This window comes from Gilliamella sp. X-60 (genome assembly GCF_057063585.1).
Window position 1 is genome coordinate 44774 of the sequence record NZ_JBXSQJ010000003.1, and the last position, 14706, is coordinate 59479.

The 14706-nt window shown below is 35.0% G+C and carries 13 protein-coding genes; 9 read left to right on the forward strand and 4 right to left on the reverse strand.

What is annotated here, in order from left to right; all coding sequences use genetic code 11:
- Nucleotides 1-73: 73 nt before the first annotated feature.
- Both ACYIAM_RS02395 and ruvC read left to right on the forward strand, forming a co-directional pair.
- On the forward strand, nt 74-817 hold the full coding sequence (locus ACYIAM_RS02395; protein ID WP_483747114.1) for a YebC/PmpR family DNA-binding transcriptional regulator: 744 nt from the start codon (nt 74-76) through the stop codon (nt 815-817).
- Nucleotides 817-1305 carry a crossover junction endodeoxyribonuclease RuvC gene (gene ruvC, locus ACYIAM_RS02400; RefSeq protein WP_174795954.1) on the forward strand — a complete coding sequence of 163 codons (489 nt, stop codon included), beginning with the start codon at nt 817-819 and terminating at the stop codon, nt 1303-1305. Before ACYIAM_RS02395 ends, ruvC begins: the two co-directional genes overlap by 1 nt.
- Before the next feature lie 194 nt (nt 1306-1499).
- Here ruvC and ACYIAM_RS02405 read toward each other — a convergent pair whose 3' ends face one another.
- The 3 genes from ACYIAM_RS02405 to ACYIAM_RS02415 all read right to left on the reverse strand — a co-directional run bounded on the left by ACYIAM_RS02405 (nt 1500) and on the right by ACYIAM_RS02415 (nt 7059).
- Complete coding sequence (locus ACYIAM_RS02405; RefSeq protein WP_483747115.1) at nt 1500-2147, reverse strand: LemA family protein; 648 nt, start codon at nt 2145-2147, stop codon at nt 1500-1502.
- A 480-nt stretch (nt 2148-2627) separates the two neighbouring features.
- Nucleotides 2628-5831, reverse strand: a complete 3204-nt coding sequence (locus ACYIAM_RS02410) for an efflux RND transporter permease subunit (RefSeq protein ID WP_174795953.1) — start codon at nt 5829-5831, stop codon at nt 2628-2630.
- A 19-nt stretch (nt 5832-5850) separates the two neighbouring features.
- Complete coding sequence (locus ACYIAM_RS02415) at nt 5851-7059, reverse strand: efflux RND transporter periplasmic adaptor subunit (RefSeq protein ID WP_483747116.1); 1209 nt, start codon at nt 7057-7059, stop codon at nt 5851-5853.
- A 402-nt stretch (nt 7060-7461) separates the two neighbouring features.
- Here ACYIAM_RS02415 and zipA point away from each other — a divergent pair, with 402 nt between their 5' ends.
- From zipA to ACYIAM_RS02435, 4 genes are all read left to right on the forward strand, one after another.
- Nucleotides 7462-8391 (forward strand): cell division protein ZipA, encoded by a 930-nt coding sequence (gene zipA, locus ACYIAM_RS02420; RefSeq protein WP_483747207.1) that lies wholly within the window; start codon nt 7462-7464, stop codon nt 8389-8391.
- Nucleotides 8392-8620: 229 nt separating this feature from the next.
- The gene (ligA, locus tag ACYIAM_RS02425; RefSeq protein WP_483747208.1) at nt 8621-10651 is read left to right on the forward strand and encodes an NAD-dependent DNA ligase LigA; all 2031 of its coding nucleotides are present in this window, start codon (nt 8621-8623) and stop codon (nt 10649-10651) included.
- 67 nt (nt 10652-10718) lie between these two features.
- Nucleotides 10719-11237, forward strand: coding sequence for an S-ribosylhomocysteine lyase (luxS, locus tag ACYIAM_RS02430; protein WP_174795949.1), 519 nt, complete (start codon nt 10719-10721; stop codon nt 11235-11237).
- A gap of 9 nt (nt 11238-11246) precedes the next feature.
- Nucleotides 11247-11435, forward strand: coding sequence for a 2-hydroxymuconate tautomerase (locus ACYIAM_RS02435; protein WP_065568141.1), 189 nt, complete (start codon nt 11247-11249; stop codon nt 11433-11435).
- A 176-nt stretch (nt 11436-11611) separates the two neighbouring features.
- On the opposite strand, the gene ribA is transcribed toward ACYIAM_RS02435, so the two are convergent.
- Nucleotides 11612-12223: a GTP cyclohydrolase II gene (gene ribA / locus ACYIAM_RS02440; RefSeq protein WP_483747117.1), complete on the reverse strand. Its 612-nt coding sequence runs from the start codon at nt 12221-12223 to the stop codon at nt 11612-11614.
- 101 nt (nt 12224-12324) lie between these two features.
- Between ribA and ACYIAM_RS02445 the strand changes: the two genes are divergently transcribed.
- The 3 genes from ACYIAM_RS02445 (at nt 12325) to lapB (ending at nt 14698) form a co-directional block, all read left to right on the forward strand.
- Nucleotides 12325-13044, forward strand: coding sequence for a phosphatase PAP2 family protein (locus ACYIAM_RS02445; protein ID WP_483747118.1), 720 nt, complete (start codon nt 12325-12327; stop codon nt 13042-13044).
- A 157-nt stretch (nt 13045-13201) separates the two neighbouring features.
- Nucleotides 13202-13507: a LapA family protein gene (locus ACYIAM_RS02450; RefSeq protein WP_194240574.1), complete on the forward strand. Its 306-nt coding sequence runs from the start codon at nt 13202-13204 to the stop codon at nt 13505-13507.
- Between the two features lie 12 nt (nt 13508-13519).
- Complete coding sequence (gene lapB / locus ACYIAM_RS02455; RefSeq protein ID WP_483747119.1) at nt 13520-14698, forward strand: lipopolysaccharide assembly protein LapB; 1179 nt, start codon at nt 13520-13522, stop codon at nt 14696-14698.
- Nucleotides 14699-14706 lie beyond the last annotated feature (8 nt).

The following is a 14706-nucleotide window of genomic DNA, read 5'->3' on the forward strand; positions in this document are numbered from 1 at the left end:
ATTGCTAATGAATTTTTCATAAAAGTTTGCTAGAATACGGTGATTTTTTCAATTATTTAATCTGGAGAATTTTATGGCAGGTCATAGTAAATGGGCCAATACCAAACACCGCAAAGCAGCACAAGATGCAAAACGCGGAAAAATCTTTACCAAAATTATTCGTGAGTTGGTAACAGCAGCAAAACTTGGTGGTGGCGATCCAGCGTCAAATCCACGACTACGCGCTGCAATGGATAAAGCATTATCGAATAATATGACTCGAGATACCATGAATCGAGCCGTTGCTCGTGGTGTTGGCGGTGAAGATGATAGCAATATGGAAACGATTATTTATGAAGGCTATGGTCCCGCAGGTACAGCTGTCATGGTTGAATGTTTAAGTGATAACCGAAACCGTACGGTATCAGAAGTGCGTCACGCCTTTACTAAATCAGGTGGTAATTTAGGTACTGATGGCTCAGTTTCATATTTATTCACTAAAAAAGGGGTTATTTCATACCCTGTTGGCACAGACGAAGATAAAATCATGGACGCAGCACTTGAAGCAGGTGCTGATGATGTTGTAACTTATGATGATGGTGCTATTGATGTATTTACTACACCAGAAACTTTTGGTGAAGTTAAAGATGCACTTGATGCAGCAGGTTTAGTTGCCGAAGCGGCTGAAGTATCTATGATTCCATCAACAAAAGTGGATCTTGATATTGAATCTGCACCAAAGCTATTACGTTTAATTGATATGCTTGAAGATTGTGATGATGTTCAAGAAGTTTACCATAATGGTGAAGTTTCAGATGAGGTAGCAGCAACACTCTAATGGCCATTATTCTTGGCATCGATCCTGGCTCTCGTTTGACGGGTTACGGCGTAATTCAACAAACGGGACGTCAACTCACTTACCTTGGCAGCGGATGCATTCGTACTGCAGTTGATGATTTACCTACCCGTTTAAAACGCGTATATGCTGGTGTTGGTGAAATTATATTACAATTCCAACCAGATATGTTTGCTATTGAACAAGTGTTTATGGCTCGTAATGCTGACTCCGCATTGAAATTAGGCCAAGCAAGGGGAGCTGCAATTGTCGCAGCAGTTAATAATAATCTACCTGTTTTTGAATATGCTGCTCGTTTAGTTAAGCAGTGCGTAGTAGGAACAGGCGCTGCCGATAAAAAACAAGTGCAACATATGGTCAAATTATTATTAAAGCTACCGGCTAGTCCTCAAGCCGATGCTGCCGATGCTTTGGCCATAGCAATAACCCATGCCCACACCAGTCAACAGCTGATAAAGTCTCGTAAGTAAAATTTGAAGAATTTCAATGTTATCTGATTATTAGGGAACACAATTGTTTCAACTAATCGAAAAGAGCCATAAAATACTTTTATAATATTTTCACAAAAAGTAGTAAAACAGAGCTAATAATATATTTGCTTTACAAATTTTTACCTACATACCTTTTTATTATTTTTCAACAACAAAAGAAGCTAAGTATAATATTATTGATTAGTATCTTGTTGATTAGTTTCTTCACTATTACGATCTGTTTTTCCTTTAATTTTCTTAATATTTTCAGTTGCAACAGATGCCATTCTTCCCATTGTATCTCTTAGGATTTTTCCATCATCAGTTTTAAATGAAGTAAGTTGTTCTATTCCATTCTCATCCACTTCAAAATACGTAGCTTCAACAAATCCAAATTTGCTTGCATAAAATAAATGAGGAATACTCCCACGAGTCGAATTATAGATTTGAACAGCTGCATTGTACGCCTCTCTTCTTTTTAAGATAGTATTTTCAATTTCATCAAGTTGCACCATTAATTGTTGATAGGTTGAGTTTGCTTTTAAATCAGGAAAACGGTTAGCTAACATTTGAACATTGCCTATAACGCGAGAAGTTTCAGAGGCAACAGCATTTGCACTAGCAACTCCATCACTCTCAGTAATATTAAAATGAGTTAGCTTCTCGTGATCACCATAACTAGACGCTATATCAGACAATCTTTGTGCTATATCATGTCTTTTCTTTATTGTCACATAAATATTTGATTGCTTCTGTTTTACATTTTCAGCTAAACCTCTTAGTTTGTTGTATGAAAAGAATAGCCAACCTAAAATTAGGATTAAGATAAATATTATTAACATATTTGAGTACCTTATTTATAAATAAGTTTCTATAATTAAAATGTTTGGCATCCTCCATTCTTCAATGGATAGAAGAACATCAATGAAATTTGACTGCTGTTAATTTACCTTTGATAAACCACTATTAATAATATAAATATTTAGTTTATATTCTCGTCGAAAGTATACCATATACTGATTTTATTTAGCTAATATCACACAAATTATTATAAGCTGTTCAACGTAACACTGAGTCTTTAATTTATTAACTTATTATAAAATAACAATTTATTGTAATATGGTTATATCCAACCCTCAATTACTTTATGCAAAGCATAAAAATGCGCTAATCTCAAATAGCGCATTTTAAATTCAATTATTTTATTCTAAAGCTATTATAAAAATAATCGGCTCAATTAAGTGTAAAAAATATTTTTGTTCATCCTTATGCATAGCAAAAGCTAGATAGGTATAAGCGTTTTATATTAATTTACATATAAATCATTTAAGCGTATTTTTCCTACTTAATAGAACTGGTTTATTTTTATGCTTCGTAAATAGTTTTGTTACAAATAAGAAAAACAATGGTACATAAAATATAGCTAAAAACGTTGCAGTTAACATACCACCAATTACACCAGTACCTACTGCATTTTGACTTGCAGAACCTGCTCCAGTATTTAATGCCAATGGTAAAACACCTAGAATAAAGGCAAATGAAGTCATTAAAATTGGACGCAATCGTAAACGACAAGCTTCAAGTGTTGCATCAATTAACGATTTACCTTCTTTTTCAATCGCATCTTTGGCAAATTCTACAATCAAGATAGCATTTTTGGCTGATAGCCCCATTGTTGTCAATAACCCCACGATAAAGTAAATATCGTTATCAAGACCTCTAAACATCGTTGCAAACACAGTACCTAAGATTCCAAGAGGAATAACAAATAAGATCGAAATTGGCACAGTCCAACTTTCGTATAAGGCTGCTAATGACAAGAACACCACAATAATTGAAACAATGTAAAGTGTCGTTGTTTGTGAGCCTGTTTGGCGTTCTTGATAAGAAATACCTGTCCAATCAAAGGTAAATCCTTTTGGCAAATTTTTTGATAATTCTTCCATCACTGCCATTGCTTGTCCAGAACTTAGACCTGGAGCAGCCGAACCGCTTATCTCCATTGCAGCCACACCATCATAACGAACTAGTGATGGCGAACCATAGGTTTTAGTCGTGGTAGCAAAAGCATCATATGGAACCATTTCACCATTTTTATTTTTCACATGCCAATAACTAAAATCATCTGGCAACATACGATATGGTGCATCAGATTGCAGGTATACTTTTTTAACTCGGTTATTATAAACAAAATCATCAATATAAGCAGAGCCTAAAGCTGTCGACAATACAGTATTTACTGAATTTACCGAAACGCCCAATGCTTGTGCTGCTTCAAAATCAACATTAATTTTGTACTGTGGAACATCTAGCATACTTCCAGGTCTAACTTGTTGTAGTTTTGGATGATGAGAAGCTTGCCCCAACATTTGAAAAAATGCACCTACCAATGCATCATGACCATAACTAGCCGTATCTTTTAGAACATAAGAAAAGCCATTAGCCATACCTAATGCAGGAACAGCTGGCAAGTTGGTAACAATTACTCGCCCTTCAGTTATAGTAGAAGCAAATCCCCAACCACTAGCAACTAAAGCATCAATTTTTTGATCAGCGCGTTTACGTTCACCCCAATTTTTTAAGCGAACAAAGCCAAGTCCCATGTTTTGTCCACGCCCTACCATGCTAAATCCAGCAACAGTAAATATTTCTTCGACAGAATCAGCTTTTTGCTCGGTATAAAATTTTGCAGTTTTATTTAATACCGACATGGTTTGTTCTAATGTCGAGCCTGGTGGTAACTCAACCATAACCAAAAGCACTCCCTGATCCTCATTAGGTAAAAATCCAGTGGGTAAACGGTTAAAACCAAAAATTAAACCAATGAGAATTAAGGCATAACAAACAAATGTAATCAATGGATAACGAATAACCTTAATTACGCCTTTTTCATAAGAACGTAAGCCCTTTTCATAAAAATTGTTAAACCATTCGAAGAATTTTTTGGAACCGACAGAACACCAACTAAATGGCGGTATAGATTCTAATTTTTCACCTAGTGAAGACTTTCTTACTTTACTTTTAGATGGTGCTTTTAAAATCTGAACGCAAAGTGCAGGTGTTAACACAATTGCCATTAAGACGGATAATGCCATTGCAGTTACAATGGTAATTGAGAACTGACGATAAATTCCACCTGCGGCACCACCATAAAAAGCCATCGGCACAAACACGGCCGATAATACAACAGCAATACCAACCAATGCCGATGTAATTTGTTCCATCGATTTAACTGTTGCATCATAAGGCGATAAACCTTCCTCATGCATAATACGCTCAACGTTTTCAATAACAACTATCGCATCATCAACCAATAAGCCGATAGCCAGTACCATCGCGAACATTGATAACGTGTTAATAGTAAATCCACAAATATACAAAATTGCAAATGTACCTAACAATACAACTGGTACGGTAATGGTAGGAATCAGTGTCGAGCGTAGGTTTTGTAAAAACACATACATGACAATAACAACCAAAATGATAGCTTCAACTAATGTGTGAATTACATTATTAATAGAAAGCTTAACAAATGGTGTGGTATCGTATGGGAAAGAATATTTAATATCTTCAGGAAAGATTTTAGATAACTCCACTAGTTTTTTATCAACCTTATCTGACGTATCTAATTGATTAGCACCTGTTGCTAAATATACCCCTAAACCAGCTGAAGCATTACCGTTATAAAGCGAAATAAAGTTATAATCAGATGCACCAATTTCAACTGTGGCTACATCTTTTAATAAAATATTAGAGCCATCGGTATTAACTCGAACAAGAATATGTTGGAATTGTTCCGGTGTTTTTAAACGCGATTGTGCAGTAATTGTAGCATTAAGTTCTTGTCCGTCTGTTGATGGCAAAGCACCTAATTGCCCTGCTGTCACCTGAGCATTTTGCGCTTGAATAGCAGCTATGATTTCTTCAATGGATAAATTAAAATAGGTCAATTTATTGGGATCAAGCCAAATACGCATTGCATATTCAGAACCAAATAATTGTGTATCACCAACACCTTGCACTCGTCGAATTTGATCTTGTACTGTTGAATAAACAAAGTCAGCAATATCCGCTTGAGTTTTTTGTGGATTGGTTGAATAAAAACCAACGACCTTTAAAAAACTAGTGTTGTTTTTAGCAACAGAAACACCATTTTTCTGCACACTTTCTGGTAGTCGTGATTTAATGCTTTCAACTTTATTTAACACTTGCACCTGAGCAAAATCGGGATTAGTGCCAGGCGCAAAGGTTAACGTTGTTTGAACAACACCTTGTGCACTACTGGTTGATTTCATATAAATGAGATTATCTAATCCTGTTAAATTCTGCTCAATTAACTGAGTAACCGTATTTTCGATAGTCTGTGCATCGGCACCTGGATAAACTGCACTAACAGTAACTGCTGGTGGAGCAATATCAGGATACTGTTCAACAGCTAACAGCTTTATACATAACGCGCCTCCCAGCATCATCATGATAGCAATTACCCATGCAAAAACAGGTCTATCAATAAAAAACTTAGCCATAATTAAATCTACCCCTGTTTTATTTCACACTGTTTTTGATGATATTATTTAATTGCTCTTGCGAAAGTTTACCAGGATGTCCGACTTTCTCTACTTTCATAGGTGGTGTATCTGCTTTGGCGCTCTCGACAGAAGTTAAATTAAGTAATCCTGTAATAATAACCTCTTCACCAACGTTAATTCCTTTTGTAACAACCCAATAACCACCTATACCAGTGTATACTTGGATATCTTGTCGATATTCCACTGTATTATCAGGCCTTAAGATTTTTGCGGTATATTGCCCTAACTTATTACTGGTAATTCCTTGTTGTGGAACAAGTATAGCATTTTTGATATAACCTAATGTCATTTGTGGCTTAACAAACATACCTGGTAAAATTTTGCCTTCAGCGTTTGTGAACTGTGAGCGCAACGTTACAGTACCCGTTGTTTCATTAACCGTCATATCAGAAAATTTCACACTGCCTGGATAAGCGTATTTAGAACCATCATTAAAGTATAATTCAACATTGTTACCTTTAACTGGTTCATAAATTACGTTTTCATCTTGAAGATATTTATTGTAGCGAGTAGCCGCTTCGGTCATATCAACATAAATTGGGTCTAGTTGTTGAACTAGGGCTAGTGGTGTTGATTGGCCAGCCGCAACTAATGCTCCCTCAGTAACACTTGACTTACCTATATATCCATCAATTGGCGAATATACTTTTGTATAGTCTAAATTCACTTTAGCGGTATGCTCCGCCGCTTGTGCAACTAATACAGCCGCTTCAGCCTGTTTAGCATCCGCCGCTGCTTTATCATAATCTTGTTGACTGATTGATTTAGTATTTAACAGCCCAGCATAACGTTTAAGAGTAAGTTGTGCAATGTTTGCATTGGCTTTAGCACTAGCTACACTTGCAACAGCACTGTCATAATTAGCTTGGTAAATAGCGGGATCAATTTGATAAAGTGACTGCCCAGATTTAACATTTGAGCTTTCATCAAATTCTCGTTTTAATATAATACCGCTAACTTGAGGTCTAATTTCAGCAATTTGAGACGCAACAACACGGCCAGGTAAACTAATCTTTAATGTGTAGTTTAATGGTTCAACTTTAAATACTGTTACTTTCGGTAATTGATTCTTACCGTTTTGTGATTTACCATTATCACAACTTGTTAATAAAAGTAGGCTGGCGCACGCCACGGGCAAGGCTAATAATAGCTTGTTAAATCTCATAAAAAATGACCTCAGTGAACTTAATCGTTATCTTTTTAAAAATAATAGTTTTTATTCAAACGTGACCAGAGATTTTACAAAAAATATGCATAGATTGTAAGTAACTTTACATGTTAATAGCACGGAGTTCTAAAAATTTGCTAACTAAATTATGATATTAAAAAAATATATTGATAATTATGAATATTGCCAGAAATCAAGTAATATATATTAATTAATTTTTAGTGCTATAACGTATCTTAAAGAAGATGTTATACTAAAGATCAAAGTGCGGTTGCTTTAATGAAGATTAATCTAAATTTTTAAAGAAGTTAAAATTTACATTGCTGTACTCCGTAATCATTTTTTTCAAAATATGATTGAATAATTTAGGTCTATATTTAATTTAATACAGAGATGGTTATTATGGATAATTTACGTATTGTTCTAATTGTTGTTGCATCCTTGGTCATTATTGCATTGCTCATCCATGGGTTTTGGATCAATAAAAAAGAACGTTCTTCACTTTTTAGTTCAGATAAAGAAGAAAAATTTGTACAAAACACTCAACAATCTCAAGGCTTCGCTATGAATAGTATAGAAGAAGATGATGTAATTTTACTCAAGCCCAACACAATAAAAAATAATGAAAGTCTTGAAAAAAATAGAGTAATTAATGATGATGCCGTAGAAGAACAAGAAAATGTACCTCAACAAGTAGATCTATTTGTTGATAATGATAGCCAACAAGAAGTTAATACTGATACGGAAAAAGAACCTGTTATCAACGTTAATCGTGATCTTTTTGAAGATGAAAAATTAGACGAAAAACAACTTGATTTAACCCAAACAACAAAAGAAAACCAAGTAAATACTGATAGCGAACCCCAGCCTAATGACAAATCTAAAAAGCCAAATATTGACGACAAGCAATCTACTACTGAAATTATCGTGTTAAACATCACAGGCCTTAACGGAAAACTCCTACAAGGAGACGTATTACTTGCTAGTATTATGCAATCAGGTTTTCAATTTGGTGACATGCGGATTTTCCACCGTCATGTGGATCCTGCTGGTAATGGTCCAACATTATTTAGTTTAGCCAATATGGTCACACCAGGCTATTTAGATCCAGAAACAATGCATGAATTTACTACACCTGGCGTATCTATTTTTATGATTGCACCGACTGAGGGTAACAACCAACAAAATTTCAAATTAATGTTACAAACAGCACAACGCATAGCGGATGATGTTGACGGTGTCGTATTAGATGATGAACATCACATGCTGACACCACAAAAAATCAACAGTTACAAAGATCGCATTAAAAAAGCCTGTAACGAGATTTAACCGCGATATTTTCAATAAAGTTTTAACAAAATTCCACCAACTTAGGTTGGTGGTTATAAATAGATATTGCTGTAAAATATTTACTTAAATGATTTAATTTATCTATGCATTATTTACAGTTAGATTAATGCAATTGTAATGATATTCCCAAAACCTACGTTTTAATTAAGAGCCTATTATCATGTCACTATCGAATAAAAACGAAAATTCAGCAAATTTATCTGAATCGATTAAAGATATAACAGAACAATTGACCTCACTACGAAACCTAATTAGGCACCATGAGTACTGTTATTATGTACTTGATACACCCGAAATTCCCGATGTTGAATATGATAAACTAATAAAACAGCTGCAAACATTAGAACAACAGCATCCAACGCTTATTACGTCCGACTCACCAACCCAACGAGTTGGTGGTTCACCATTAGCACAATTTGCATCTATCAAACACGAAATGCCCATGCTATCACTCGATAATGTGTTTGATGATGCTAGTTTTATTGCATTTAATAAAAGAGTTAAAGATCGGCTTCATTTAAGCGACGCTCAACATGTTGAATATTGTTGTGAGCTCAAACTTGATGGACTTGCCGTTAGCCTACTTTATGAAAATGGCCACTTTATACAAGCTGCAACTCGAGGTGATGGCACAACAGGAGAAGACATAACAGCAAATGTAAGAACCATCAAAACAATTCCACTAGTTCTAAGGGGCAACAACATTCCTACTCGATTAGAAGTCCGTGGTGAAGTATTTATGACACATAAAGGCTTCGAAAAACTCAACACAGAAGCCGAAAAGCGAAACGAGAAAGTATTTGCCAATCCGCGTAATGCTGCTGCTGGATCATTAAGACAGTTGGATCCTAAAATTACCGCAAAAAGACCTTTAACATTCTTTTGTTACGGTGTGGGTATTATCGAAGGCACTACGTTACCTAATACTCACTATGACCGCTTAATGCAATTTAAAGCTTGGGGATTACCGGTTAGTGATAAAGTTCAAAAACGTCAAGGCGCACAGGCTGCTTTAGATTATTTTAAACAAATTGGCGAGCAACGTATGTCGTTAGACTTTGATATTGACGGTGTGGTTATCAAAGTTAATAGCATTGAACAACAAAAAGAACTTGGCTTTGTTGCTCGTGCACCAAGATGGGCAACTGCATTTAAATTCCCTGCTCAAGAGGAAATCACACAATTAAACAAGGTAGACTTTCAAGTTGGACGAACAGGCGCAATTACACCAGTTGCAAGACTTGAACCAGTTTCAGTCGCTGGTGTTATTGTTAGCAATGCGACATTACATAATAGTGATGAAATTACACGATTAGGCATTAGGGAAGGCGACTATGTAACAGTACGCCGAGCAGGTGATGTTATTCCTAAAATTGTCGCTGTCATATTGGATAGAAGACCTGCGGACACAAAAGAAATCATATTCCCAACTCACTGTCCTATTTGTGGATCACAAATAGTGCGAGACGAAGGCCAAGCTGTATCGCGCTGTGCCGGCGGACTAATTTGCCCAGCACAACGTAAAGAAGCCTTAAAACATTTTGTTTCAAGGCGGGCTATGAATATTGATGGTATGGGGGATAAAATCATTGAACAATTGGTGGATAAAGATTATGTCAAAACCCCAGTAGATCTTTATAAACTTAATCTACCAACACTATGTAGTTTGGACAAAATTGGCGAAAAATCTGCCAATAATTTATTAAATGCATTAGAGGCCTCTAAAAATACCACATTAAGCCGTTTTATATTTGCGCTTGGAATTCCAAATGTAGGAGAAGTTACTGCCGAAAATTTGGTTAATCAACTAGGCAGTTTATCGGCAATCGAAAACGCTTCACTTGAACAATTACAAATGGTAAACGATATAGGCGTCGTTATTGCCGAAAGCATTATAGACTTTTTCCAAGAACCACATAATCGCAACGTAATAGATCAACTAACTAGCGATAAAATTGGCATTCACTGGCAAGATGTTAACCCGCAAATACAAGCAACCGATACAAACTCACCCTTTTCAGGTAAAACTATCGTATTAACCGGTACTTTATCTATTTTAACCCGTGATGAAGCCAAAAATAGATTAAAGCAGTTAGGCGCAAAAGTAACAGGCAGTGTATCAAAAAATACCGATCTCGTGATTGCTGGAGAAGCCGCTGGTTCTAAACTTACTAAAGCCCAAGAACTGGGAATAAAAGTTATTGACGAGCAAGAAATGGTAAATTTACTTGCCGAGTAAATATAAAATCCATTGGTACTTATTAGCAGATTGATTAAAATAACAAGCAAAAAACAAGGAGGACATTATGCCTTTACTAGATAGTTTTAAAGTCGATCATACCAAAATGAAAGCTCCTTTTGTGCGAATTGCCAAAACCATGGCAACCCCAAAAGGTGATGATATTACGGTGTTTGATCTACGCTTTACCATTCCCAACAAAGACAATCTGCCAGAAAAAGGGATTCATACATTAGAGCATTTATTTGCAGGCTTTATGCGCGATCATCTCAACAGTGATAAAGTTGAAATAATCGATATTTCACCAATGGGGTGCCGTACTGGTTTTTACATGAGCGTAATTGGTCAACCCGATGAAGAATTAGTCGTTGATGCATGGCTCAAATCAATGCATGATGTATTAGACGTTAAATCGCAAAATCAAATTCCAGAATTAAATGAATATCAATGTGGTACTTATAAAATGCACTCATTAGATGAAGCCAAAGCCATTGCCGAACAAATTATAAAATCCGGTATTGGCGTCTGTCATAATGATGAAATCGCATTGACAGATGAACAACTTGCCCAAATTAATCATCACTAGGAGGTATTTATGCCAAATGTCGTGATCGACTTTTTAGAAGGACGCACTATAGAGCAAAAGAGAGAAATGGCAAAACGCGTAACTAATGCCATTGTCGAAACCCTCAATTGCAAACCAGAAGCCGTACAAATCATCATGCACGAAATATCTAAAGATCAGATTGCTAACGGTGGCGTGTTGCGCAGTGATAAAGATTGATTTTAACGTGGTCAAATAATGGGAAAAATAACAATAAGTTAAAATTCCTTTTTGTATATCAAGCTCCATAAAAAATCTCAAAATAGAAAATATATTTTGAGATTTTTTATTCCAACATTTTTACTATCTTAGATAAAATCCATCACAAATAAACAACTCACTATTTAACCAAGCGATTAATGTTTACAATTGCCGTGATGCAGATGGAGCAAATGCCCCATTTTATTCACTTTGGTTTCTAAATAGTGTTCATTATTCGGATTTTCGCCAACTTCCAATGGCTCTCGTTGCGTAATTTTAATGCCAGACTGCTCAAGCACTCTTATTTTTTCTGGGTTATTGGTTAACAAGCGAATTTGTGATACCCCTAATAAAGTCAGTATGTCTGCACATAAAGTAAAATCTCGTTCATCCGCCGCAAAACCTAATTGCTCATTAGCTTCAACCGTATCTAAACCTTGATCTTGCAATGCATAAGCTCTAATTTTATTCAATAAACCAATATTGCGCCCTTCTTGACGATGATAAATTAAAATCCCTTTACCTTCTTTTGCAATTTGTTTTAAGGCAGCTTCTAACTGAAAGCCACAATCACAGCGTAAACTAAAAAGCGCATCACCAGTTAAGCATTCAGAATGAATTCTTGTAAGCACTGGTGTATCACCAGATATATCGCCAAATACCAATGCTACATGATCCTTTTTTGTTGCAATTTCTTCAAATCCAACAATAGTGAAACATCCCCATGGCGTTGGCAGTTTCGCTTGTGCAACACGTTTTAATTGCATTATTGTCTCCGTTTTAAATAAAACATAGCTAAGATTTTATAAAAATAAATCTATCTTTTATGCTAAAATATTAAGCAATTTGTACTTAATTGAGTTTATAAATGGGGTTAGTAATAAAAAAAACAATAGCCATATTGGCTATTTTCTTAGTTGTTCCTTTAGTTATTATAGCCATAAATTGGCATTGGCAACCAGCGTCATTAAATGATACATCTAAATATTTATTCGTAATAACTGAAACAGCAAGTTTTCCTTGGGCAATAATTACATCGACAATTTTATTCTTAGTATTTTGTCTATTATTATCCAGTAAAATGAAAAAAAAAATTATATTATTATGGTTGCTTCTTGTTAGTGCAATATTAAGTGGGCAGGCAATTAAAAGTTTTTTAAAATCGCAGACAGCCGAATCAAGACCTTATGTACTTTGGATAGCAAAAGAATTTAAGATTAGTAACCAACAATTTTATTCGAAATCGGAATCAGAAAGAAAAGAACTTATTCAGCAGTTATTTAAAAATTCATCCACAATTCCAAGTTGGTTATCTAACCACTGGAAAAATGAAACTGGATTTGCTTTTCCTTCTGGACATACTTTATTTGCTGTAACTTGGGCATTTTTAGCTTTAACATTACTTAAATTGAAGCAGCATTATGTGATAGTATCAATTACTATTATTTGGTCGATATTAATTGAAATTAGCCGGCTATTATTAGGCATGCACAGTCCAATTGATCTAATAACAAGCATATTAATCGCTTGGATAATTTCATTAATCAGCTATTTTTATGCTAGAAAATGGCATATAGTAGACAAATAATTTTTAAATATTATTTTTGAAAAACTGCCATTTATTACAGGCGGATTTTATTTTTGAATGTCATTGATAACTGTTTAACTAATCAAAGCAATTTGTATAAACAGTCTAGTATAATAACCAAAACGTTTAATTAAAAATAAAAAGAAAGGTCAACATTATGAAGTTTGTTATATCAATTTTATTGATAATTATCATCTTTGCTATCTCAATAGCAATAGGTTCAGCTAATGATCAAATCGTAACTTTTAATTATTTGGTGGCTAAAACTGACCTCCGCTTATCGGTGTTATTAGCCATTTTATTTGGTTCGGGTTTTATTGTCGGTTGGATACTAACAGGCATCTTCTTTTTAAAAGCTAAATTTCAACACTCATCAACAAAACGTAAACTGAGCAAATTACAAAAAAAATATGATGAAGATATGGCTAATCATCAACAAATACACTTAACTAAAAGCAATTAAGAATAGGTTACTATGTTTGAACTGTTATTTCTGTTACTTCCTATCGCCGCCGGATACGGTTGGTATATGGGAGACAGAAATGCAAAACAAAAATATCTAAATCAATCTAATCGGCTATCGCGTGAATATGTAGATGGTTTAAATTTTCTATTGTCTAACCAAAAAGATAAAGCTGTCGATCTTTTCTTAGACTTGTTAAAAGAAGACGATGGTACACTTGAAGCACATTTAACATTAGGCAATCTATTTCGCTCTCGGGGTGAACTTGACAGAGCGATACACATCCACCAAGCATTGTTAGAAAGCTCATCTTTAACATTTGAACAACGATTATTAGCTATTCAACAACTAGGGCGGGATTATATGGTTGCAGGCCTTTACGATCGTGCCGAGGAGATGTTTTTGCAACTCATTGATGAAGAAGACTTTCAACAATACGCACTACAGCAACTTATCATCATATACCAATCAACCAGTGAATGGATAAATGCCATCAATATGGCAACTAAATTGGTCAAACTTGGCAATGAAAAATACAAAACCGATATCGCACAATTTTATTGTGAATTAGCGTCACAAGCTATTGCTAATGATGACCTTGATAAAGCAAATGGTCTATTACAAAAATCAGCAATGGCAGATGCTAAATGTGCTCGCACTTCGCTCATGTTGGGTCGAGTTTTTATGGTACAAGATAAAACAGAACAAGCTATCCAATCTTTTCAACAAATATTGCAACAAGACAAAGCCTTTATTGGCGAAGCACTACCTTTATTAAAAGAGTGCTATTTAATACTAAATAACCAACATGAATTTCAGCAATTTTTACAATTATGTGTCGATCAAGATACCGGTAATGTAGCCGAATTGATGCTTGCTGATCTTATTGAAAAACAAAAAGGCTTAGATGCTGCACAATACTTTATGTATCGTGAATTACTTAAACATCCTAACTTAAAGGGATTTTATCGATTAATGAACTATCATGTTGCTGATGCAGAACAAGGTAAAGCCAAAGAAAGCCTTTTACTTTTAAGAAACATGGTTGGCGAACAAATAAAAACTGTGCCCAATTATCGATGCCAAAAATGTGGATTCACGGTTAACTCAATCTACTGGTTATGCCCTGCTTGCCGTTCGTGGTCTACAATAAAACCTGTTCGTGATTTTGAACAACATTCAGATAAATAAAAAAGAGA

Excerpts from the sequence above, each read along its gene's own strand:
- ACYIAM_RS02395 (WP_483747114.1), top strand. The coding sequence starts at position 74 with ATGGCAGGTCATAGTAAATGGGCCAATACCAAACACCGCAAAGCAGCA.
- ruvC (WP_174795954.1), top strand. The coding sequence starts at position 817 with ATGGCCATTATTCTTGGCATCGATCCTGGCTCTCGTTTGACGGGTTAC.
- ACYIAM_RS02405 (WP_483747115.1), bottom strand. The coding sequence starts at position 2,147 with ATGTTAATAATATTTATCTTAATCCTAATTTTAGGTTGGCTATTCTTT.
- ACYIAM_RS02410 (WP_174795953.1), bottom strand. The coding sequence starts at position 5,831 with ATGGCTAAGTTTTTTATTGATAGACCTGTTTTTGCATGGGTAATTGCT.
- ACYIAM_RS02415 (WP_483747116.1), bottom strand. The coding sequence starts at position 7,059 with ATGAGATTTAACAAGCTATTATTAGCCTTGCCCGTGGCGTGCGCCAGC.
- luxS (WP_174795949.1), top strand. The coding sequence starts at position 10,719 with ATGCCTTTACTAGATAGTTTTAAAGTCGATCATACCAAAATGAAAGCT.
- ACYIAM_RS02435 (WP_065568141.1), top strand. The coding sequence starts at position 11,247 with ATGCCAAATGTCGTGATCGACTTTTTAGAAGGACGCACTATAGAGCAA.
- ribA (WP_483747117.1), bottom strand. The coding sequence starts at position 12,223 with ATGCAATTAAAACGTGTTGCACAAGCGAAACTGCCAACGCCATGGGGA.
- ACYIAM_RS02445 (WP_483747118.1), top strand. The coding sequence starts at position 12,325 with ATGGGGTTAGTAATAAAAAAAACAATAGCCATATTGGCTATTTTCTTA.
- ACYIAM_RS02450 (WP_194240574.1), top strand. The coding sequence starts at position 13,202 with ATGAAGTTTGTTATATCAATTTTATTGATAATTATCATCTTTGCTATC.
- lapB (WP_483747119.1), top strand. The coding sequence starts at position 13,520 with ATGTTTGAACTGTTATTTCTGTTACTTCCTATCGCCGCCGGATACGGT.